This window comes from Streptococcus suis (assembly GCF_016775005.1).
In the GTDB taxonomy this organism is placed as follows: Bacteria; Bacillota; Bacilli; order Lactobacillales; family Streptococcaceae; genus Streptococcus; species Streptococcus suivaginalis.
The window spans coordinates 451,166-471,984 of record NZ_JAEUXI010000001.1; the positions used below are offsets into that span (position 1 = coordinate 451,166).

Here is a 20,819-nt window from a genome sequence, read left to right on the forward strand (position 1 = left end):
TTTCAGTTTGTTTGATAAACAAGAAAGAAAAGAGATTGAAAACCAATCTCTTCTTTTTTTACAAAATATTCTCGAAGTTGTCTCGCACTTCTTGTGGCCACACGCTAGACTGCACTTCACCGATATGTTTCTTACGAAGCAAGAACATGGCCAAACGCGATTGCCCAATACCACCACCGATAGACAGCGGAAGCAAACCACTCAAGAGTGCCTTGTGCCAGTCGAATTCCAAGCGCTCTTCATCACCTGTAATAGCTACTTGGCGACGAAGGGCTGCCTCATCAACCCGAATCCCCATTGAGGATAATTCGAAGGCTGAACCCAAGACCTCGTTCCAAACCAAGATGTCCCCATTTAGTCCCTTGTAGCCTGGCTCAGATGGGCTGGTCCAGTCATCGTAGTCTGGTGCACGGCCGTCATGTGGCTTACCGTCAGCCAACTCTCCACCAATACCAATCAGAAAGACTGCACCGTACTCTTTAGCAACGACATTTTCACGCTCTTTTGGCGTCAAATCAGGGAAGTTTTTCACCAAGTCTTCCGTATGGATAAAGGTGATTTTCTTCGGCAAAACAGACTCAATGTCATAACGAGCTTCAACGGCCAATTCGGTCAGACGGATAGCTTTGTAAATCTGCTCCACCGTTTCCTTCAAATATGCCAAGTTACGACGACCTGCTGGAATCACCTTTTCCCAGTCCCACTGGTCCACATAGACTGAGTGGATTTCATCTAAGGAATCTTCATCTGGACGAAGGGCCTTCATGTGCACAAAGAGACCTTCTCCCTCATTAAAACCGAAACGAGCCAGGGTATGACGCTTCCATTTTGCAAGAGAGTGAACTACCTCATAGGTCGCATTGGGAATCAATTTCACATTCACCGATACCGCATTCTCCACGCCGGACAAATTATCCTGGATACCATCCCCGACACGACTCAAAATCGGTCCTTGCACTTCTACGATTTCTAACTTGTCTTTCAAATACTGGGTGAATGTATTTTTGACGAAAGAAATCTCCTCTTGCTGATGAATGAAGCTCTTCTTCATACCTTACCTCCTTAAAATTTATACACCTTATTATACTCTTTTTTACCCACTTGTAAAGTCTTTTTATTAAATATTCTGATAATTTAATGGAGGTTTTTCACTTCGGCTGACAGCACTTCTATCACGCCCTCTGTCAAGCGTCTAGGACCACGCACCGCCCTGACACCCAAGTCCATCATGCGCGCTCTCGGCAAAACATCATCGGAAAACTGAGCAATCAATTCCACCTGCATAAGTTTCTTTTCTGTAGGAATGTCTGATTGTCCATGATTTTCCAAGTTCGCCTCCAAGACACGGCAGACATAGCGAATAGCCTGCACTGGTGCCGTCACGTAGATGGCTACGATGTCCCCAGCTTGAATGATTGATTTTTGCGGCCAATAGACTACCTTATTTTCCGCAAACTCGGTATCAATATCATAGACCTTTGGATTGGCTGGAATAACCCAGTAATCAGGCCCTTGATCCGCCTTGTAGGATTTTGGTCCTACCAGATAACGGCTCTTCTCAAGCAGGGCAAAAACCATCTGGTCCTCCACAGTCTCATCCAGTAAGACCGACACCCAGGTCTTCTTTGACATATGGTAGGCAGGGTAGATGCCCGACTGACTCAGCAGCTCTGCTATTTCCCGACCGTCAACCTTGAGATTGACAATCTCCACCAGCTCTTGATCAGCGCTCCCATCCAACTGTCCCCGCTTGACCTGAGTCACCAAAGCGTACCACTTGCTATTGGCAGGATGGCGAAAAGCCCCCGTCTCTGGCGACTTGGCAAAGGGATAATCAGGAAGGTCTCCCCACTTCTCCTTGATGAGCTGGGCGATGCGGTTGCTTTGGTCTTTGGAAAATGGCAGAGCGACACAACAAGCCTCCTCTACTCGAGCCAAAATAGACTGATAGCTTTCTCTCACCTGCCCCACAAAAGCCCCAGCTGGTGCAGTCACCATATGGGCAGTATAGACCTCCTCCATCTCACAATCCCAGACAAAGGACGACAGCTGACCAGCCTCATCAACCTCTACCACCGCCTCAAACTGCCCCTCCATGAACACCTCACGGTAGATGTAACGATTGTTAGAAAAGATAAAACCGAAAGGGAGGAGAGAGGGGAGGTTGATTTGGTAAGAATTGTTTTTGTTCATAGATGCCTTTCACTAAATAATTAATCCCACTCACCTAGTAATACCTCTTTCAAAAATTTTTTAGGAATCCAAAATGAGTGTTTCGTTATTCTTCTGCCATCTGGCAATTTGTCAGTATCTGATAATTTTCCCTTACCAACAAATTCATTAGGTCTAATTTCGTAGTAAGTATTTTGAGCATGAATTTTCGTGAATAAAATTGTATTGACTTTACTCTGAGGAAAGTTGGTAGATACTTTATTACCATTTTGACTCAATTCAACACCGTCTTGGATGATTTTTCGTGTTTCTATCCAAACTCTTTGGACCTCCGGAATTAGTCTATCTGGAAACCCCCAAAACTTGATATTATCTAATACAAATAATTTATCCGATACTTCTTTAAAAATGACAAATAAAAACCGTTTATTGCAAATTTCCAAAAATGGATGCGATTCCTCCCAGACATCATTCCTAGCCAATTCTTCAAATTGATAAGTCTTAAACGGAGAGTCCTCTTTTGGTAGCCCATTTTTATCTACACGAATAACGCGTAAATTCATATTGGCTTTTTGAAATTCTTGTGTCTTTTCAAGGTCTCCAGTCAGCCCCAATATATTTCTAACCAGAGTGCTATTTTTACCTTTTGCTCTAGGATTCACGTCAAATCGACTATATAATTCTTCCTCAGAAAATCCTTTATAGGCTAAAATTTTGTCTGCAATAACCTGTGTAAATGATTTTTTCTCGCCTCTGGCAGTTGCTAAAATACTTTCTTGATCAACTTGATTAAATATCTTGTGATTAATCAAGTAGGTCATGTAGCTTGATTTCAGCTCCCAAGCCCTTTGTTTTGCAAGAGTATCACTAAAAGGCTGGCTTCTAAAATCTTTTCCTTTCCCTGCACCTTTAGTACAGGTAGATAAATAGTTCCCATCTGATTCGGACAGTTCATGGGCTTTACCTTGCTTAATCTTTTCTACAATACGATTATAATCCTCAAGAATGACCTCCATATCCTCTTCAAACCATTCGTACAAAAAAATTTTTTCAATGATATAATCCGACATTGTCTGCCCTGGAATGAGACCATTGTAAAACAGTAAAAGTATTTTAGAGCATTTTTGCCATAGATGAGTGGAATAAAAGTCATCTAAGTTTTCCTCCATGTAGTTTAATATTGTTAAAACTAACCGCTCTTTTGCACTAATTGTTCCATTCTTGTTCACTTTAAAAGGCGTGACTTTCAATTCTACTCCAACCTTGTCAAAATCAGCAGCTGAGTCACTATTAGGTTGATAGCCATAAAAGTATTTTTCTATATAATTGCCATATTGCCCTTTTGACTTCATACTGATTTCTTTATCAACAATTTCTGAGATTGTACCATCTTGAAAATCTCGATAAGTTTTATAAGGCGAAACTTGGTATTCAGCAATAATTTCGCCAAGCGACCTATCTAGTAAATGTTGAGAATAATCAAGAATACTTTGAATATCTGTTTCATCATAATTGAATAAGTGTTTTTCCATATAAAATTTCCTACTAAATTCCTATAGCTCTATTATATCAAATAAAAATCCTTGATCGAAATTGTTTTTTACGATATAATAGAGAGTATTAAATAAACTTGAGGAGAAAAAATGAATATTCTCGAACTCTTTGCCGGTGTAGGCGGTTTTCGAATTGGATTGGAAAATGCTGACAAAGATTACTTCCAAACTAAATGGGCAAATCAATGGGAGCCTGCTCGAAAATCACAGGATGCTTTTGAAGTTTATGATTTGCATTTCCCAGACAGTGAAAACATCAATATTAGTATCTCAGATATTTCTGACGAAAAGTTTGCTGAAATGAATCCCGAAATGATTGTTGGTGGTTTTCCTTGCCAAGACTATTCTGTTGCACGAAGCAAGAAGAACGAACAAGGGATTGAAGGAAAAAAAGGAGTTCTCTTTTGGGAAATTATCCGTGCTACTCGTATCACCAAACCTAAATATCTTATTTTAGAAAACGTTGACCGTCTTCTAAAAGCACCTTCTAAACAAAGAGGACGTGACTTTGCAATCATGTTGACAGCGTTTAACAATCTCGGCTACTCAGTTGAATGGCGAGTTATCAATGCCGCTGAATATGGTCGAAGCCAACGCCGTCGTCGTGTATTCTTCTTTGTCTATCGAAATGACACGACTTTTGCTCAAAAACTAGATAAACAGTTTGAAAATACCGAGACTGTATTTAACGAAAATCGATATGATGACTATCTATTCCACTCAGGCTTGTTTGCAACCCAATTCCCAATTAAATCAATACCAATAAAAAATCGCCAAGTCTACTACGAACTGGCGAAAGATATTGTTGAAGTATCAGATAACTTCACCGGAACAGTTTGGAATACTGGCGTGATGAGACACGGGAAATACTATTCCGTTGATACTCAATGTGACTATAAAGGTCAACCGATAACTCTTGGAGAAATCTTGCAAGATGAAAAAGATGTACCTGAGAAATACTTTTTGACAGACCCTACTAAGCTAGAAAAATTCCAATATCTACGAGGTCCAAAAAAGATTGAAAGAACTTCGGCAGACGGTCACACCTATACCTATTCCGAAGGTGGAATGTCGCCGACTGACGACCTAAACCTGCCTGGACGAACTATGTTGACTTCCGAAGGAACTGTCAATCGCTCTACTCACTTTATCAATGTGAACAATCGATACCGTTTGATTACACCTGTAGAAGCGGAACGATTACAAGATTTCCCAGATGATTGGACTAAGCAGAAAAAATTAGCAGATGGATCCATTGTAGACGTATCTGATAAAATGCGTATGTTCTTTATGGGCAATGCCCTCGTAACTGAAATCGTACGAAAAATTGGGGAGTATATAGTAAAAATTGGTTAAAATGGAGATATGAGAAAAATGCAACAAGAAATAATACAAAATTGGCTCAGAACCTTTGATTCTTTAGAACCTGAAGCTAAAGAATGCTTGATTGAATTTGATCAACTTATTAACAATTTCGTTAGTCAAAATTCAGAAATACCTTTAGTTGGATTACAAAAAAGAGTCAAATCTAAGCAAAGTTTTAGTGATAAATTAGTCCGAAAATCATACATTACACAATGGGAGTATAATTATCAATTTGAAGATAAAAACAAGTCTTTCTTAGCCGAACATTTACAAGATTTCATTGGTATTAGACTCAATACATATTTTCAAGTTGAAGAAGAAGAACTCTTTAATAAATTAATTAATTTTTTAGAGAAAAACGAAAAAATAATTATTCCCGATGAAGAAAAAAAAGCAAAAAGACAACAAAATCAACACGAAATATTTAAATTCAGTGGCACATATGAGTTCAGTAATCGTAAGTTTGGTTTTGAAATTCAGATAAAATCTTCTGTGCATAATCTTTGGGGTGAGGTAGACCATTTCACAATATATAAACCTCATAATTTTGACTTTAATATTACAACAAAAAAAGAATTAACCGAGTCCGTATTTCAAATATTAGCTAATTCAGATACCCAATTATATAATTTAAAGAAAAATAATACATATGAAATACAAAAATTATTAAATCAATTATTCTTTGAATTTACTAAAAATGATATTTTTCAAACTGAAATTTTCACACATAACTACTATGATTGGTTCTACAACATATTTCATCAAGTCAACATCAATGATGTTTTAGTCTCATTTTTAAAAGAAGAAGAGTATATAAAGAAAGACTTCAATATAGATATACTACATAATAATAATATTGAAGTAAATGAAGAGATTTATAGTTATCTTTCTAAAGTAATTGAAAAAGTAATCAACGAGGGAGAGGCAGATAACATTGCTAAGATATTATCTTTCATTTTCAAAAATATAAATAAAGACGATATATATCAGTATATTGCCGACTACATATACTTCGAACTTTCTAATTATTTTATTTCTAATTCATCTGAACAGGATGAATTAGATACTGTTTTCCCTAGCGATGAAGACGAAGATGATTTTGAAGATTCTGAAGCAGATTTCAAAGAGTTAATAAATAATTTAAAAATGCCTGAAATGACTCCAAATAACGCTCATTCTGATTATAAAAAAATAATATATAATAAACTTAAAGAAATGAATCTAAAAATAGGGAGAATCCAATATGACGCATAGATTTTTAATTAATCAACATCATCCTGAATTACAAGACGGATTAGAAGTTAAAAATTTTTCGGTTGATTTTCTTATAAGAAATACTGCTACTAAAGTTTTTTCACCAGAAACATTTAAGGGTTATCAGCGAAAAATAAATAGAACTCATTGTTTGAATATTGTAAAATATATTATAAAAAATGATTATTTTTTCTTCCCTACTCCAATTATTTGCGCCAATAAAGATAGTAAATTATTTATTGTTGACGGACAGCATCGAGTAGAAGCACTTCGCATTGTTAAAGAAGAATTTCCAGATAAATATGAACTAATTAAAGAATATGAAATTAGCTCCATTGTTTTGAATAATCCAACAGATGCTTTAGAAGTAGATACTTTTATCACTATTAATAAAACTTCAAGGAAAGTGGATACTTCTCTAGCTCTTGTTCTAAAAACAATGTATTCGGGAGCTGACAACGCCGCTCCTTTAGCAAAAAAACAATACATACTAGTCGAATTAGCTAGAAGCTTGGATAAAACTGATAAACATTGGAATAACGAAATTTCTTGGGAAGGAACTCCGCAAGCTACTGGAAAAGTTATAAGTTTAAATTCTTTTGTACGTGCCACTATGCCTCTAATTAATCTTTTAGAAAAAAACAATCTAATTGCAATTGATTCTCTTAATGAAACACAAGAACAAATACTCAAGGTCTACACTGCGTACTGGGAGATAATTATGAATAAATGGCCACAAGTATTTCACACAAAAGAATCTTCAAAAATTTTAAAAGGATCAATCGGCCTAAGCTCTACTCTAAAATTTCTGAGTAACAAATTAAAAGATATTAAACTAGATAGCATAGAGGAACTCATTAATCATATAAATAACGAATTTGAACTAGTAACTATTAACCCAGAATACTGGCTTCCAGGTAATATTTTTTCTAGTTACTCTTCAGGAAGTGGCTTTTCAAACATTGCCAAAATATTAGAAGACTCTCAAAAAAAATAAAATACTTTCTAACTAGATAGTCAAAAAGCACGGTCTTATGACCGTGCTTTTTGACTATCTTCCCATCTTCTTCATCTCTTCAATCCGTCCTACTGTCGCATCGTATTTTACTTGGTAGTCGGCTTGTTTTTCTTTTTCTTTTTCAACGACTTCTGGTTTGGCGTTGGCGATGAAGCGTTCGTTGCTGAGTTTTTTGCCGACCATGTCTAGTTCTTTTTGCCACTTGGCAAGCTCTTTGTCTAGACGAGCCAACTCTTCTTCTACGTTGAGAAGGTCGGCTAGTGGCAAGAAGATTTCAGCACCGGTGATAACGGCTGACATAGCTAATTCTGGTGAAGCGATACTTGAGCTGATTTCCAACTGTTCTGGATTTGTAAAGCGTCGGATGTAGTTTTCATTTGCCTTGAAGAAGGTTTCAAGCTCGCTATCTGCCGTCTTAATCAAAATGGTAATCGGCTTAGAAGGAGCAACATTCACTTCTGCTCTGCTATTTCGCACCGAACGAATCAAGTCCTTGAGACTTTCCACTCCCTTATGTGCTTCCGCATTTTCAAAGGCTGGGTTGACAACAGGGTAAGCCGCCACTACGATAGAGCCTTCTGCGTACTGAGCGTATATTTCTTCCGTCACAAACGGCATGATTGGGTGGAGGAGGCGAAGGATTTGGTCCAGCGTGTAGAGAAGAACAGAGCGAGTCATGACTTTCTCAGCCTCATTGTCACTGTAAAGCACTTCCTTGGTCAGCTCGACGTACCAGTTGGCGAACTCTTCCCAGATGAAGTTGTAGAGGATGTGACCAGCAACACCAAACTCGAACTTGTCGAAGTTTTCAGTGACCTTGGCAATAGTTTCGTTGAGGTTGTGGAGAATCCAGCGGTCCGTCACGTTACCAGCCTCACCAGCTGCGACTTTCGCAACATTCTCACGCGCCGCATCCAAGGTCAAGCCTTCATTGTTCATGAGGATATAGCGGGAAATGTTCCAAATCTTGTTGATGAAGTTCCAAGAAGCATCCATCTTCTCGTAAGAGAAGCGAACATCTTGGCCAGGGGCAGAGCCGTTTGACAAGAACCAACGCAAAGCGTCCGCACCGTATTTCTCAATGACATCCATTGGGTCAATCCCGTTTCCGAGCGACTTGGACATCTTGCGACCTTCTTCGTCACGGATCAAACCGTGGATCAGCACGTTCTTGAAGGGCTGACGGCCTGTGAACTCAAGCGATTGGAAAATCATCCGCGACACCCAGAAGAAGATGATGTCATAGCCCGTTACCAAGGTTGAAGTTGGGAAGTAACGCTGGAAGTCCGTCGCGTTTTCGTCAGGCCAGCCCATTGTTGAGAATGGCCAAAGGGCAGAGCTAAACCAGGTGTCTAGGACATCCTCATCCTGTACCCAACCGTCACCTGCTGGAGCCTCTTCTCCGACGTACATTTCGCCAGATTCGTTATACCATGCTGGAATCTGATGCCCCCACCAAAGCTGACGCGAGATAACCCAGTCATGTACATTTTCCATCCATTGTAGGAAGGTATCGTTGAAGCGTGGTGGGTAAAATTCTACCTTGTCAGCTGTGTCTTGGTTGGCAATGGCATTCTTAGCCAGTTGGTCCATTTTAACAAACCACTGGGTTGACAAGCGTGGCTCAACCACCACACCTGTACGCTCCGAGTGTCCAACGGAATGTACACGGTTTTCGATTTCGACAAGGGCACCCAGTTCTTGTAACTTAGCAACCGTTGCTTTACGGGCTTCAAAGCGGTCCATACCTGCAAATTCGCCTGCAAGCTCGTTCATGGTACCGTCGTCGTTCATAACATTGACTTGTGGCAGATTGTGGCGTTGACCTACGAGGAAGTCATTCGGATCGTGGGCAGGAGTGATTTTCACAACCCCTGTACCAAATTCTGGGTCTGCGTGTTCATCCGCAACGATTGGGATTGGCTTGTTTACGATTGGTAGGATAACGTTTTTGCCAATCAAGTCCTTGTAACGTGGGTCTTCTGGGTTAACTGCCACCGCAACGTCACCGAACATGGTTTCAGGACGAGTTGTCGCAACTTGCAGGGCACGAGAGCCATCTTCCAACATATAATTCATGTGGTAGAAAGCACCCTCTACATCTTTGTGGATAACTTCAATATCAGAAAGGGCTGTGCGAGCTGCGGGGTCCCAGTTGATGATAAATTCGCCACGGTAGATCCAGCCTTTTTTGTAGAGTTCTACAAAGACCTTGCGAACAGCTTTCGACAAGCCTTCGTCCAGCGTGAAGCGGTCACGTTGGTAGTCCAAAGACAGACCCAACTTGCCCCATTGCTCACGAATGGTCGCTGCGTACTCATCCTTCCATTCCCAGACTTTATCGAGGAATTTTTCACGACCCAAGTCATAGCGGGTCACGCCTTGCTCCCGCAAGCGTTCCTCAACCTTAGCCTGAGTGGCAATCCCCGCGTGGTCCATACCTGGAAGCCAGAGAGTGTCAAAGCCCTGCATGCGCTTTTGGCGGATAATGATGTCTTGAAGGGTGGTATCCCAAGCGTGTCCCAAGTGCAACTTACCCGTTACGTTTGGCGGTGGAATGACGATCGAATAAGGCTTAGCCTCCGCATCGCCTGACGGCTTAAACACATCTTGGTCCAACCAAGTTTGATAACGACCAGCCTCAACCTCGGCTGGATTGTATTTTGGTGATAATTCTTTTGACATTATTTTTTCTCCTTTAGTATTCTTTAAGAAAATTGGTTTATACTATCCTCAAGCTAGAAATAGCAAAACTTTTCTTTTTCATATAATCTCCTAGAAATAGTCAGTCCTTTGGGCTGGCTATTTCGTTTTTATTCACGAACGATATGGGGCGCGTAGCTTTAATAACTAATTTCGTCTATTTTTTCACCACGATAGTACACTTCGATATGGTCAGATATTTTTTTAGCTTCCTCTTCATCAAATGCTTTTATGAGCCATTGTTTGAAATTTTCGTCTAGTGTTTTTCTGTTTATGATATTATTTGCCTTCGATGATTGATTAGAATCATCGTATTCTGAAGACAGGCTGCCAATTCTGATAATGATCTTATCATATTTCACATCTGAAAATGGCAAGACATTCTCAACAGTTTCAATCTTCGTGTTTGCAATATTGGGAAACAACTGCCCTTGGATTGAAGTATCATCAGGATAATACGTATTGAAAAAAGTATCACGCCATTTCCAAAAACCGATTGCTACGGATAGTATCACTACAATCACCACTACTAATTTTTGTTTCTTGGTGAAGGTCGGTGTCAAACTTTTCATTCGTCTACCTCCATGCTTCCCTTCTTCAATACCAGTTTATTGTTTTCCTTTACAAACTCCGCTCTCACTGTGTACAGAGTAGGACCCAAAAGAATATTAGGCCTCCAATCTTTTTGTTCAAACACCGTTTCAATAGCAAATCCATCTTCTATAATCTTAATTTCTGTTGGATCTGTTCCCTCGTCTGGGATATACCATTTTTTAAATGTGTATTTTTTGAATTCCTTGTTTGTATCTAATTCAGTGACAAGCGTTTCTTTCATGGATATTATTTGATTTTTGGTAGCTCCTTCGCTTGAGTAAGCTTCCCCATCCTCAATAATTAAGTTCCCATCATAGTAAACTTTGTAGGAGCCGAATTCCTCTTCAAGTTCATCCTTATTTAAAGAGTCTATCCAGATATCTTGTAATTGGTCTCCGTATTCCTTCGTATTAAAAATTGGACTCGTAATATAAATTCTTGGTATTTGAATATCAACACTTTTGAAAGACACACTGCTAAAATTTATCAATTTTTCAAAATCATTAAAGGGAATATTATTGATGTAGGTCCCTTCAACTCCAGAGGCAGTATCTGAAGTTTTGTTTGATTTTGTGATGGCTACTCTTTGTGCTTCAAATGGTTTTGATAAAGTAAAATATAAAGTCTTTTGCACCAACCAAGGAATGCTCAAGAATAATAAGAAGGCTAGCGAAATGATGACAAACCAGCTAGTCAATTCATTTCTCAAATCTTTTGAATTCTCTGTGAACTTGTTTAACATTTTCATAGACAGTATACTCCTAATTCATATTTTAATACACTGCACGCAAAATAGTATACTCCATGAGATAAGCATGATGTAATATAGTAGCAGGACTGAACTGATAGTACTAATAGAAATAGTTTATGCCTATCTGGATTATATTCTGTTTCGCCCCTCAACGGAAAGGCTATTTCGTTTGTTCTTGCTCAAGCTCCTCCATTTTTTGGATAATCAGTTGAGCAACTTCATTAGCAGTAAGGTGGGTATTATTAATTTTGAGATAATGCTGAATGCCCTCTGGAATGCCTAATGAGGTATATTGACATGTATCAGCTGTAGAAAGAATCTCAGCCTCTGAAACTTCAATGTTTCGTTTCAAAGGTTTATGGGTCAGTCGATTTTCTGTCCGATTACGCCGCAGACGTTCTTCTAAAGCAGTTTCCAATTCAACAAATAAAATTTCCTGACCACGATGATGAAAAATCGTCTGAACTGTTGTAAGAAATTGAACATCTATGGGATTTTTAAAATTAATCAAGGCAGTTCCAATTAGTGGGCGGTTTGACCTAGCAAACACATCATAAACAGCAAATGTAATACGTGTATTGAGGTCAAACATATCCTCAGAAAATTCTGGAATAAAACGTAGGCTAAAATCAATCGAATCATGATTATGAAAGAGGGTCATCCCTGTCAATTTCTCAACTTCCTGCCCAACGGTCATCTTGCCAGAAGCTTGTGCTCCAATAATAATTAGATTCATCTTGCCTCCCCCACCAACTCTATCTTTATCCCATCTGGGTCTTCTAGATAGAGAGCATAGTGATCTGGTCCTCCTGCGTGGGGATAGCGGTCGTCGTAGAGCAGTTTGACTCGTCTGGTCAAAAATTCCTTCCGCCATTGGTCAATTTCATCAGGTGTCCCCACATGAAAAGCTAGATGATTGAGACCTGTACGGCACCGGTGATAACCTGCCTCTAGGAAATCCTGTGGCATTTGGACAAAGACCAGGTACTGCTCTGCTTTTTTATAAGACAGCCCGTCCTCCCACTCCTGATAGAGCGAGTAGCCCAGCTTGGTCAGAAGAAAATCGTAAAATGCACGTGAGGTTTCCAAGTCTGAAACATATATTTCAACATGATGTAGCATATCTTCTCCTTTCCAAATGAAAATCCCCGCCTAGACTTGCTAGACAGGGACGAAGTTATTCCGCGGTACCACCCTTGTTCAGATAAGTTATCTGCACTTTGCTTATTCGATTCACACCATCAGCAACCAGTTTTGACATTTGTGCGGATTTCTCAGTACCACCGCTTCCTGTGACAAATGGGGCTCAAAACACCTCTGAATGGCTTTATTGTAACAAATTGTACCTTGAAAAGCAAGGGATTTAGGCTTTCAAGTCAATCCCTTTTTCTTTCAACTGCTTGATAGTTGCAGGACCGATGCCTTTTAGAGCCAAGAGCTCTTTTTCTGTGTGGTTTGCAAAATCAGCCACAGATTGAATACCTGCTTCGTAGAAGGTTTCCAAACGTGCTGCCGCAATGCCTTCCAACTCAGGAAGTGCCAAAAAATCTTCCAATGAAGTCGCTGAAGAAGTCACCTCTGCTACAACTTCTTTCACTTGCTCCACAGCATGCTCTACTGCAGCCTCAGCCTTATGAGCAACTGTCTCTACAACCTCTGTCGCTCTTTCAAGTCCTACACGACCTGCACGTTTCAAGTCTGCTAATTGTTTTTTCAAAACTTTTTTACGATTTACTTTCTTTTTTCCCATTTTTCATATCTCCCGTCTGATTAATAATGCCGCTGACCAAATAAACCATCTGGTAGGTCGTGGAAATCTTTTCCTGCCGCGTAGTTTTCAAATTTTCCTTTGATGAAGCGATAAGCATCTAATTTACTCTCATAGCGAATATAAGCATCCGCTGCCCGCTCATCCTTGTCTTCTTCAACAGCTCGACGACTCTCAGTCATAGCCATCTCATTGATCACCAACTGGCTATCAACCCAAGCCTCAAATTCTTTTAAAAATTGTTCTTCTCTCGACATCTTCTCACCTTCTCTCATCAAGCATTCTGAAACATTATACCATAAATCAGACCTCTTGCCTATAAGAAAAGTAGAGGAGTAACCCCTCTACCATTTCAAACGATAGCGTGTCTGGGAGGAGAATTCTTCTCCCGCTGCTAAAAAGATAGACCCAAAACCTTCTAAATTACAAGCATTGGGAAATCCTTGGCACTCCATACTAAAGACACCATGATAGGCTGCCAGTTTTTCCTGTGGAAAATTATAGGTATAAATCACCGCAGCTGGTTGATCGGTTGAAACCTCTAATCCAACCTTCTTATCTGGACTCCACACCTCTACAGCTGTCTCTTGACGCGAAAGTTTCCAAGGATGGTCATAGCCCTTGACCAAGTTTGTCTGCTCATGGTCCGATGAAAAGCCTGTTTCAAACAGCGCAAACTCTCTAAAATCAAACGGTGTTCCATCAACCGCTGCAAACTCTCCGAGTGGAAGATTGTCTTCTCCTAAAGGTACATAATAATCCGCAGCAATCTTCAGCTGGTGTTGACCAATACTCTCGAAAAATTGCCCAGACAAGTTGAAATAGACATGGTTAGTCGGATTAAAAATCGTATCCTTGTCTGATCTTGCAAAATAATCAACATGAACATCATTGCTTGCTGATAAACAATAGCGAACTCCAACCTCAATCCGACCTGGAAAACCATTAAAACCATCTTCTAAAACGGTTGTAAAGAGGACTTCATCTTTGCCATTACACTCCCATTCCCAGTTTCGCAAGTTTGCCGTATTTACGCCACCATGTAAGGTTCGACCGGGCTCGTTTTCAGTCAAGGCATATTCCTTGCCTGAAATCTCAACACGCGCACCTGAAATCCGCCCTGCCACAGGAACAATAGAGGCACCGACATAGGGATCCAATTCCAAGTATTCTTCGGCCGAAGCACAAGCTAAGGAAACGTTGCGATATCCTCCATCTTGCTCAGCAGGAACTTCTATTTTGACAATCCGAGCTCCAAAATTTGTCACAGATAGGCGCAAGCCATTATCATTTTCCAGAATAAATAATTTGGCTTCTCGACCAAAATCTTCAATTTTCATAGCATACCTCCAAAAAAATAAGGGAACCTAGTGACTAGGTCCCCTTAGGATACTTAAAGCCAATTTATATAGCGACTGCCTTAGCATTACTAGGCCGTGCTATAATTCTCCTTAGACGATCCCGTTCCTCTTTATTTCAAGGATCGGGCTGAAAAACTCCACTGGAGCTCCCTCCCTTTCCAGTTTTAAGGCTCGGGCTGAAACAGTTCACTGAACTGTTTCACTCATCTTCGTCGTCTGAACTGATCAACAAGTCATTGACATGCTGGATATTGGTTGCACCAAATTCAACATAATCAACTTCTTCGCCGAGCAGGACACCATTTAGGTAACCGATAATCATTGGCATGTTCATACCAGCATAGAGATGGAATGATTGACCTTCAATGATTTTTCGTGAAACCACATTGGCAGGTGTTCCGCCGAGCAGGTCAGCAAAGACTACGAAGTCATCTAAGTGAGCAATTGTCTCTTCAAATTTTCGTTGAAAATCTTCTGGACCTTCTTCTGGTAAGAGTGCAACTGTATGGATATCCTCTTGAGGACCCATAATCATCTCAGTTGATTTTTTCAACTCTTCACAGAAGAGACCATGACTAACCAAAATTAAACTTTTTACCATTAAGCCATACCAAATACGAAGTGACCGATTGCAGAAAGTCCAACTGCAAGTGCGATGATAATCAAGATAGCTTTAGTAGAAGTCATGCCTTTACGGCCAAGCAACCAGAATACAAATCCTGTGAAGATTGCTGGAACCAAACGTGGGAAGATTGTGTTCAACAAGTCTTGTACGTCAATCACTTTTTCACCAACAGTTGGAGCCCAAGAAACTTCAAAGTTGATCATTGTTGCAATCAAAGCACCCAACATGAACACACCGAGTACAGAAGCTGCATCAACAAGAGCAGTCAAACGGTCGCGCATTGTTGTGATCAGTTTAGTACCTTCTTTGTAGGCAATTTCCAATTGTTTCCAACGGAAGATGTCATAAACAACTGCTACAGCCACCCAGAGGAAGATACCAACTGGTGAACCTTGGCTAGCCATAGTCGCTGCCACAGTACCCATGATTGCTGGAACCAATGAACCAAAGATTGAGTCACCGATTGGTGCAAATGGACCCATCAAACCAGTCTTGATACCGTTAACCGCATCTTTAGAAGCAACACCGTCGCTTTCTTCCAAAGCCAAGTCAATACCTGTGATAATAGTATGGAAGAATGGTGAAGTATTGAAGAATTGCGTATGCAATTTCATCATTTCTTTCAATTCAGGTGTGCCATCTCCGTACATTTTACGAAGCTGTGGCAAGATCATGTAAAGGTAACCTGAACCTTGCATGCGCTCATAGTTCCAACCAAGTTGGTAAGTGAACAAGCTACGTTTGTTGATTTGATTAAAATCTTCTTTTGTTAATTTGTAATTAGATTTCGTCATCGTCAATTTCCCCACTTTCTGAATTTGATGGAGCAACTACTGCTACTTTTTGGCCGTTGATATAGTGTAAAACTGAAAGGAAGATACCAACAATTGCGATACCAATCATTGACAAGCCTTTGAAGTTGTTTACAAATGCTACACCAGAATCTTCTGGAAGTGTACCAACGATGCCAGCTACAGCGCCACCCAATGCAGATACGTTACCGTAAAGAACAGTCAACATAGCTGTAAGGGCAAAACCAACTGCCAAGTAGTGAAGGTTGCGTTTAAGTGGAAGGTAGTGAAGAAGGATAGCGAAACCAAGACCTGGAAGCATACGAGCAGCCAATGTCAAACCGTTTGCAACCCATTGATATTGTTGGATAGCTTGTACCATTGCATCTACGAATTCACCACCGAATGCAAGAGCAAGGAATACAGGGAGTGCACGAGAGAGTGCCCATGGGATAGCACCGAGAAGGTAGTTACGCTCGATTGCTGCGTAGTCAAATTTTTCAACCGCTGCATCCACACGGTGTGCGAAGTAAGTAGTTGAGAAACGACCAGCGATATCTGTATAGACAAGGAGTGCAGCTACTGGTACCGCGATTGTTGCTACTGCCAACTCTGGATCAATACCTTGTGATACTGAGAAGGCTGTTGCAAGAACTGCACCAGAAGTTGCGTCGATACGAGATGCACCACCGAAAGTACCCACACCGAGTACCATCAATTGAAGAGACGCTCCGATTGTCAAACCAGTTGCCAAATCACCCATGATCAAACCAGAGATGAAACCTGCAAATACAGGTGAACCAGCTGACGATACAATTGTCAACTCATCACAGATCTGATAAGCAGAGTAGAGCGTTAGAAGTAATATTTGCCACCATTGCATAATAGTGATCCTCCTTTAAAATTTTTCAAAAATATCCGTAAATTATCTTACTTTATCCAACAATGGCATAAAGTCTTTTGGTGTGTCACCTGGCACCATTTGGGCAATCAATTTCACACCTTTTGCAACCAAAGCATCGAAGTCAGCGATGTCTTTATCAACAACGTTGATAGAACGAGTCACTGAACGAGTTTCAGGACTTTGAGACATATTTCCAACGTTTAGTTCAGGAAGGTCAACTCCGTACTCAACCAGGCGAAGGAAGTTCTCTGGACGACGTGCCACGATCAAGAGACGTTGGCTGTCATATTTGCCTTCTTTGATATTGTTTGCTGCTTTTTCAATTGGCAAGATTGACAACTTCACTCCTGGTGGAACAGCAAGTTTCAAACCTTGTTTTTCAATATCATTTTGGGCAACTGCATCATCGATAACCATGATGCGTCCAATGTTTAATTTTGTTGTCCAAAGATTGGCAACCTGACCATGTATCAAGCGTCCATCAATACGCGCAGCTACAATTGTCATAAATTTCTCCTTTTCATCATAAATCTTTATAAACGGGTTTCTGTGAAAAACGAATCTTATCGCTATATTTGCCTTCTGTTTCGAAGACGACTATTTCGTTTTCTCCTTTCTTTAAGTATCCTTTTGGTATATAGAGATAAAGGATCGGGCCTTTTTCCCAGAAACGACCAATATTGACATTATTGACGAATACAACGCCCTTACCAAAGCCTGTCATATCCAAATACGTATCCGCTAGCTCGTCAATCTGACAAGTAAAGCGGTAGAAGGCTGGCTGCCCTTCTGTCCAAGCACGGCTGTAATCAAGTTGACTGACATCCTTCAGCGGCAATGGGTAGATGTCCCAATTTCCGATATAGTGAAGATCTGCCATGGCTCCTCGACCGAGCCCTTTAGATTGGGTTGGTGCAGTAAGCTTGTGACCGTAGTTAACACGGCCCATATTTTCTACCAGAATGGTCAACTCCACTTGTTTCTCTGGCATATGGAGTTCAATATCGTCCCCAATCTCTGTTTGGTATTGGGTAGTCACTAGCTGACCATCTGCGTAAACCTGAATCCGGTCACGACCATCAATCACCCTAAAGCGTTCCGGCTCTTCCTTATCTCTCTCAATCTCAGTTCGATAAAGGATGTAACCAGTAGATTGCCCGAGAGCTTCCATATTCTTCGGATAGAAGGATTGGTGTTTGCTTGATAGGATATCCAGATTCTCAAAGAGACCAACTTTTTCAACCAATGCTACTTCTGGGAAGGCTTTGGCTTCTTTAATCAATGGTTCTGCAATCTCGATGTCTGGATAAGCTGCCTTCAAACGGGACTGAATTTCATAGAACTTCTGAGTTGGATTACCTGCTTCATCCAAGATGGCATCATAATCATAAGATGTCACCTGTGGTAGATCAATTTGGCCTCGAGCAGAACATCCGTTCATGAAACCAAAGTTAGTTCCGCCATGGAACATATAGAGGTTGATAGAACCTAGTTCAATACATTCCATCACTGCTTCTGCCAACTCAACAGGGTCCCTACGAATAATTTCATCACCCCAACGGTTAAACCAACCATCCCAAAATTCCATACACATGAGTGGCCATTTCTTACCATACTCATCGAAGAAATCTTGCATCTGCTTGAAGTTCTCTTTCGCCCGTGAGCCAAAGTTTCCTGTTACCAGGATATCATCTGCAATGAGCGTCCCTGCTCTCAAGGTTCCACGCCATGGACCATCTGATGTAAAGAATGGAGCAGTCAAACCGTGTTTTCTCATCAACCGGCCAACAGCTCTCAGGTATTCCTTCTCTTCACCGTAGGAACCATATTCATTCTCAACCTGGAACATGAGGATTGTGCCTTGGTGGGAGAGTTGGCGCTTGACTAACTTAGGAAGCAGAAAAGCGTAATAATCGTCTAAATGCTTCAAGTAGGTTGCATCGCTGGAACGAACCTGAAGATCTTCCGTCATTAGCCAAGCTGGTAAGCCACCCCACTCCCACTCTGCACAAATATAGGGGGAAGGACGAACAATGCTGTAAAGCCCAAGTTCTTGGGCCAAATCCAAGAAGGCCTCTAAATCGAGAATCCCACTAAAATCAAATTGACCTTTTTGCGGTTCATGTAGATTCCAGGGAACATAGGTTTCAACTGTATTGAAGCCCATAGCCTTTAGATTATACAAAGAATGGTACCAATCGTCTGGATGGACTCTGAAGTAATGAATAGCTCCAGATAAAATTTTAAAAGGTTTTCCATCTAAATAGAAGTCATCTTTTATTTGAAAATCCTTCATTTTCAACCTCCGCTGTAACCGTTTTCTTTTTCTATCAATATATTAACACGAATAACTGGTTATGTCCAGTATTTTTTTGAAAAAAATTATTTATTTTATATTTTTCTTTTTTCAAACTATTTAGTATAATAAGGTAGAAGGGAAAAGATTAGGAATAGAAAGGAAACAAACTATGAAAGTACCTAAGTATCAGCTGGTCCAAAACGACCTGCGCCAACAGATTATTTCTGGAAAATTTGAAAATGGGGACAAATTCTACACCGAATCAGAATTGACCAAAATTTTCAACGTTAGTTCTATTACAGTTATCCGTGCCGTGAATGAACTGGTTAAGGATGGCTATTTGATCCGTCAGCAAGGAAAGGGAACCTTTGTCTCTCGTTCTCGTAAAGGAAAACTCGTAGAGTTTTCTGATATTGAGATTTTCCCACTTGAAACTGAAACCGTTGCAGTGATTTCTTGTGAAAAAGGCAATGACCCACAGATCCTTGAAAAATTGGAGCTTGACAAGTCTGACTTTTACTATAAAATCGTCCGCGTCCGCACTGCTGGAGATACACCGTATATCTACCAACAGTCACACATTCCTGCTCGCTACATCCAGCAACCAAATGCTGACTTGCAACACTTCCAGTCACTCTACCAACGCTTTAAACTCGATTTCAACATCCACATGTCTGAAGAACCATTTGTTGAAATTAACGAAATTGTTCCAGTTCCAGCATTTGCAGCCGACCACTTGAAGCTAACTGCTGGCGAACCAGCTGTTTTCCAAACAAAAGTAACGCAAAAAAACGGTAGCAACGAAGTGCTTGAGTATGTTGAAACATACAAACATTGGAAATACTTCAAGATTGAAATCGCAGCTAACAAACGCTAAAAAAGAATTAGGTTTCCCTAATTCTTTTTTTTATTCACTTCTCACATGGCTGATTTTATAGCGGAACAAGTCTGCCCTAGCAATACTGAAAGTATATTCAATCATCCGATTTTTATTATTAAAGGTCTTTCGAATCAAGTGCAAGACCGGGCTACCATTTTTTATCTCCAGGAGCTTGGCTTCGTTTTCAAGGGCAATGCTAGCGTAAAACTCTTCTTCTGCCAGTCGAACCGTTTGTCCGAACTCTTCTGAAAATAACTCATAGAGGGGCTTGCGCTCCAAAGCAACAACCGTTAGGCTTTCAAACAAATGATGGGGTAAATAGGTCCGCTCCAACATCATGGCAATTCCATCAGCCATGCGTAAACGCTCCAATTCGATAATAGCTGAACCAATTTCCACCTGCAATTGATCTGAAAGAAAGTCTGAAGCTTCGATAGTTCGAAAGGACAAAATCTTAGTCTGAGGCTGTTTACCCATTTTCCGCATCTGATCGGTAAAGCTATAAGCAGTTGACAAATCAACAGCTGGCTCTAAAATCTCAGAAACATAGGTCCCTTTTCCATGCTTTTTATAGACAAAGCCTCGTTTTTCTAACTCCTGAAGGGCTAAACGTACCGTTATGCGACTGACACCATATACCTGAGTCAATTCTCTTTCCGAAAAGAGCTTCTCATTGGGCTTCATGGTCTCTCGAATTTTCAACTCTAGCACATCTACCAATTGAAGATAGAGGGGCTTATCACTGGTACTGTCAAACATAGAAGAGCCTCCTTTATTGGTT

At 40.4% G+C, this 20,819-nt stretch carries 21 protein-coding genes; 4 read left to right on the forward strand and 17 right to left on the reverse strand.

Annotated features, from left to right (window positions below; all coding sequences use genetic code 11):
• Nucleotides 1–58: 58 nt before the first annotated feature.
• From asnA to JNG37_RS02055, 3 genes are all read right to left on the reverse strand, one after another.
• Nucleotides 59–1,051 carry an aspartate--ammonia ligase gene (asnA, locus tag JNG37_RS02045; protein ID WP_105151131.1) on the reverse strand — a complete coding sequence of 331 codons (993 nt, stop codon included), beginning with the start codon at nt 1,049–1,051 and terminating at the stop codon, nt 59–61.
• Between the two features lie 83 nt (nt 1,052–1,134).
• Nucleotides 1,135–2,193, reverse strand: a complete 1,059-nt coding sequence (locus JNG37_RS02050) for an MmcQ/YjbR family DNA-binding protein (protein ID WP_158455525.1) — start codon at nt 2,191–2,193, stop codon at nt 1,135–1,137.
• Between the two features lie 20 nt (nt 2,194–2,213).
• Nucleotides 2,214–3,704, reverse strand: coding sequence for a Sau3AI family type II restriction endonuclease (locus tag JNG37_RS02055; protein ID WP_158455527.1), 1,491 nt, complete (start codon nt 3,702–3,704; stop codon nt 2,214–2,216).
• 111 nt (nt 3,705–3,815) lie between these two features.
• Here JNG37_RS02055 and dcm point away from each other — a divergent pair, with 111 nt between their 5' ends.
• The 3 genes from dcm to JNG37_RS02070 are packed head-to-tail and all read left to right on the forward strand — an operon-like array spanning nt 3,816 to nt 7,341.
• Nucleotides 3,816–5,081 carry a DNA (cytosine-5-)-methyltransferase gene (dcm, locus tag JNG37_RS02060; RefSeq protein WP_158455529.1) on the forward strand — a complete coding sequence of 422 codons (1,266 nt, stop codon included), beginning with the start codon at nt 3,816–3,818 and terminating at the stop codon, nt 5,079–5,081.
• Nucleotides 5,082–5,090: 9 nt separating this feature from the next.
• Nucleotides 5,091–6,344, forward strand: coding sequence for a nucleotidyltransferase family protein (locus JNG37_RS02065; protein WP_158455531.1), 1,254 nt, complete (start codon nt 5,091–5,093; stop codon nt 6,342–6,344).
• Nucleotides 6,334–7,341, forward strand: coding sequence for a DGQHR domain-containing protein (locus JNG37_RS02070; protein ID WP_158455533.1), 1,008 nt, complete (start codon nt 6,334–6,336; stop codon nt 7,339–7,341). Before JNG37_RS02065 ends, JNG37_RS02070 begins: the two co-directional genes overlap by 11 nt.
• Before the next feature lie 54 nt (nt 7,342–7,395).
• Here the strand turns inward: JNG37_RS02070 and JNG37_RS02075 are convergent, their stop codons facing one another.
• The 13 genes from JNG37_RS02075 to JNG37_RS02135 all read right to left on the reverse strand — a co-directional run bounded on the left by JNG37_RS02075 (nt 7,396) and on the right by JNG37_RS02135 (nt 19,155).
• A complete protein-coding gene (locus JNG37_RS02075; protein ID WP_158455535.1) occupies nt 7,396–10,047 on the reverse strand; it encodes a valine--tRNA ligase in 2,652 nt (883 codons plus the stop codon).
• A gap of 158 nt (nt 10,048–10,205) precedes the next feature.
• Entirely contained in the window at nt 10,206–10,637 is a 432-nt protein-coding gene (locus JNG37_RS02080; RefSeq protein WP_158455537.1) for a hypothetical protein, read from the reverse strand.
• Complete coding sequence (locus JNG37_RS02085) at nt 10,634–11,407, reverse strand: hypothetical protein (RefSeq protein WP_158455539.1); 774 nt, start codon at nt 11,405–11,407, stop codon at nt 10,634–10,636. Before JNG37_RS02085 ends, JNG37_RS02080 begins: the two co-directional genes overlap by 4 nt.
• A gap of 163 nt (nt 11,408–11,570) precedes the next feature.
• Entirely contained in the window at nt 11,571–12,146 is a 576-nt protein-coding gene (locus JNG37_RS02090) for a DEAD/DEAH box helicase family protein (protein ID WP_158455541.1), read from the reverse strand.
• Nucleotides 12,143–12,532, reverse strand: coding sequence for a VOC family protein (locus JNG37_RS02095; RefSeq protein ID WP_158455543.1), 390 nt, complete (start codon nt 12,530–12,532; stop codon nt 12,143–12,145). The genes JNG37_RS02090 and JNG37_RS02095 overlap by 4 nt, the downstream gene beginning before the upstream one ends.
• 241 nt (nt 12,533–12,773) lie before the next feature.
• Nucleotides 12,774–13,160: a helix-hairpin-helix domain-containing protein gene (locus JNG37_RS02100; protein WP_158455545.1), complete on the reverse strand. Its 387-nt coding sequence runs from the start codon at nt 13,158–13,160 to the stop codon at nt 12,774–12,776.
• Between the two features lie 20 nt (nt 13,161–13,180).
• On the reverse strand, nt 13,181–13,435 hold the full coding sequence (locus JNG37_RS02105) for a DUF1912 family protein (RefSeq protein ID WP_105115590.1): 255 nt from the start codon (nt 13,433–13,435) through the stop codon (nt 13,181–13,183).
• Nucleotides 13,436–13,522: 87 nt separating this feature from the next.
• Nucleotides 13,523–14,518 (reverse strand): aldose epimerase family protein, encoded by a 996-nt coding sequence (locus JNG37_RS02110; protein WP_158455546.1) that lies wholly within the window; start codon nt 14,516–14,518, stop codon nt 13,523–13,525.
• Between the two features lie 220 nt (nt 14,519–14,738).
• Nucleotides 14,739–15,140: a PTS sugar transporter subunit IIA gene (locus JNG37_RS02115; protein ID WP_105179888.1), complete on the reverse strand. Its 402-nt coding sequence runs from the start codon at nt 15,138–15,140 to the stop codon at nt 14,739–14,741.
• A complete protein-coding gene (locus tag JNG37_RS02120) occupies nt 15,140–15,958 on the reverse strand; it encodes a PTS system mannose/fructose/sorbose family transporter subunit IID (RefSeq protein ID WP_105144994.1) in 819 nt (272 codons plus the stop codon). The genes JNG37_RS02115 and JNG37_RS02120 overlap by 1 nt, the downstream gene beginning before the upstream one ends.
• On the reverse strand, nt 15,945–16,841 hold the full coding sequence (locus tag JNG37_RS02125) for a PTS mannose/fructose/sorbose/N-acetylgalactosamine transporter subunit IIC (protein WP_105148553.1): 897 nt from the start codon (nt 16,839–16,841) through the stop codon (nt 15,945–15,947). The genes JNG37_RS02120 and JNG37_RS02125 overlap by 14 nt, the downstream gene beginning before the upstream one ends.
• Before the next feature lie 39 nt (nt 16,842–16,880).
• Entirely contained in the window at nt 16,881–17,366 is a 486-nt protein-coding gene (locus tag JNG37_RS02130; RefSeq protein ID WP_158455548.1) for a PTS system mannose/fructose/N-acetylgalactosamine-transporter subunit IIB, read from the reverse strand.
• A 16-nt stretch (nt 17,367–17,382) separates the two neighbouring features.
• Nucleotides 17,383–19,155: a glycoside hydrolase family 35 protein gene (locus JNG37_RS02135; RefSeq protein WP_158455550.1), complete on the reverse strand. Its 1,773-nt coding sequence runs from the start codon at nt 19,153–19,155 to the stop codon at nt 17,383–17,385.
• Nucleotides 19,156–19,327: 172 nt separating this feature from the next.
• Here JNG37_RS02135 and JNG37_RS02140 point away from each other — a divergent pair, with 172 nt between their 5' ends.
• Complete coding sequence (locus JNG37_RS02140; RefSeq protein WP_158455552.1) at nt 19,328–20,035, forward strand: GntR family transcriptional regulator; 708 nt, start codon at nt 19,328–19,330, stop codon at nt 20,033–20,035.
• A 30-nt stretch (nt 20,036–20,065) separates the two neighbouring features.
• On the opposite strand, the gene JNG37_RS02145 is transcribed toward JNG37_RS02140, so the two are convergent.
• A complete protein-coding gene (locus JNG37_RS02145; protein ID WP_158455554.1) occupies nt 20,066–20,797 on the reverse strand; it encodes a GntR family transcriptional regulator in 732 nt (243 codons plus the stop codon).
• Between the last annotated feature and the right edge of the window lie 22 nt (nt 20,798–20,819).

Excerpts from the sequence above, each read along its gene's own strand:
- asnA (WP_105151131.1), bottom strand. The coding sequence starts at position 1,051 with ATGAAGAAGAGCTTCATTCATCAGCAAGAGGAGATTTCTTTCGTCAAA.
- JNG37_RS02050 (WP_158455525.1), bottom strand. The coding sequence starts at position 2,193 with ATGAACAAAAACAATTCTTACCAAATCAACCTCCCCTCTCTCCTCCCT.
- JNG37_RS02055 (WP_158455527.1), bottom strand. The coding sequence starts at position 3,704 with ATGGAAAAACACTTATTCAATTATGATGAAACAGATATTCAAAGTATT.
- dcm (WP_158455529.1), top strand. The coding sequence starts at position 3,816 with ATGAATATTCTCGAACTCTTTGCCGGTGTAGGCGGTTTTCGAATTGGA.
- JNG37_RS02065 (WP_158455531.1), top strand. The coding sequence starts at position 5,091 with ATGAGAAAAATGCAACAAGAAATAATACAAAATTGGCTCAGAACCTTT.
- JNG37_RS02070 (WP_158455533.1), top strand. The coding sequence starts at position 6,334 with ATGACGCATAGATTTTTAATTAATCAACATCATCCTGAATTACAAGAC.
- JNG37_RS02075 (WP_158455535.1), bottom strand. The coding sequence starts at position 10,047 with ATGTCAAAAGAATTATCACCAAAATACAATCCAGCCGAGGTTGAGGCT.
- JNG37_RS02080 (WP_158455537.1), bottom strand. The coding sequence starts at position 10,637 with ATGAAAAGTTTGACACCGACCTTCACCAAGAAACAAAAATTAGTAGTG.
- JNG37_RS02085 (WP_158455539.1), bottom strand. The coding sequence starts at position 11,407 with ATGAAAATGTTAAACAAGTTCACAGAGAATTCAAAAGATTTGAGAAAT.
- JNG37_RS02090 (WP_158455541.1), bottom strand. The coding sequence starts at position 12,146 with ATGAATCTAATTATTATTGGAGCACAAGCTTCTGGCAAGATGACCGTT.
- JNG37_RS02095 (WP_158455543.1), bottom strand. The coding sequence starts at position 12,532 with ATGCTACATCATGTTGAAATATATGTTTCAGACTTGGAAACCTCACGT.
- JNG37_RS02100 (WP_158455545.1), bottom strand. The coding sequence starts at position 13,160 with ATGGGAAAAAAGAAAGTAAATCGTAAAAAAGTTTTGAAAAAACAATTA.
- JNG37_RS02105 (WP_105115590.1), bottom strand. The coding sequence starts at position 13,435 with ATGTCGAGAGAAGAACAATTTTTAAAAGAATTTGAGGCTTGGGTTGAT.
- JNG37_RS02110 (WP_158455546.1), bottom strand. The coding sequence starts at position 14,518 with ATGAAAATTGAAGATTTTGGTCGAGAAGCCAAATTATTTATTCTGGAA.
- JNG37_RS02115 (WP_105179888.1), bottom strand. The coding sequence starts at position 15,140 with ATGGTAAAAAGTTTAATTTTGGTTAGTCATGGTCTCTTCTGTGAAGAG.
- JNG37_RS02120 (WP_105144994.1), bottom strand. The coding sequence starts at position 15,958 with ATGACGAAATCTAATTACAAATTAACAAAAGAAGATTTTAATCAAATC.
- JNG37_RS02130 (WP_158455548.1), bottom strand. The coding sequence starts at position 17,366 with ATGACAATTGTAGCTGCGCGTATTGATGGACGCTTGATACATGGTCAG.
- JNG37_RS02135 (WP_158455550.1), bottom strand. The coding sequence starts at position 19,155 with ATGAAGGATTTTCAAATAAAAGATGACTTCTATTTAGATGGAAAACCT.
- JNG37_RS02140 (WP_158455552.1), top strand. The coding sequence starts at position 19,328 with ATGAAAGTACCTAAGTATCAGCTGGTCCAAAACGACCTGCGCCAACAG.
- JNG37_RS02145 (WP_158455554.1), bottom strand. The coding sequence starts at position 20,797 with ATGTTTGACAGTACCAGTGATAAGCCCCTCTATCTTCAATTGGTAGAT.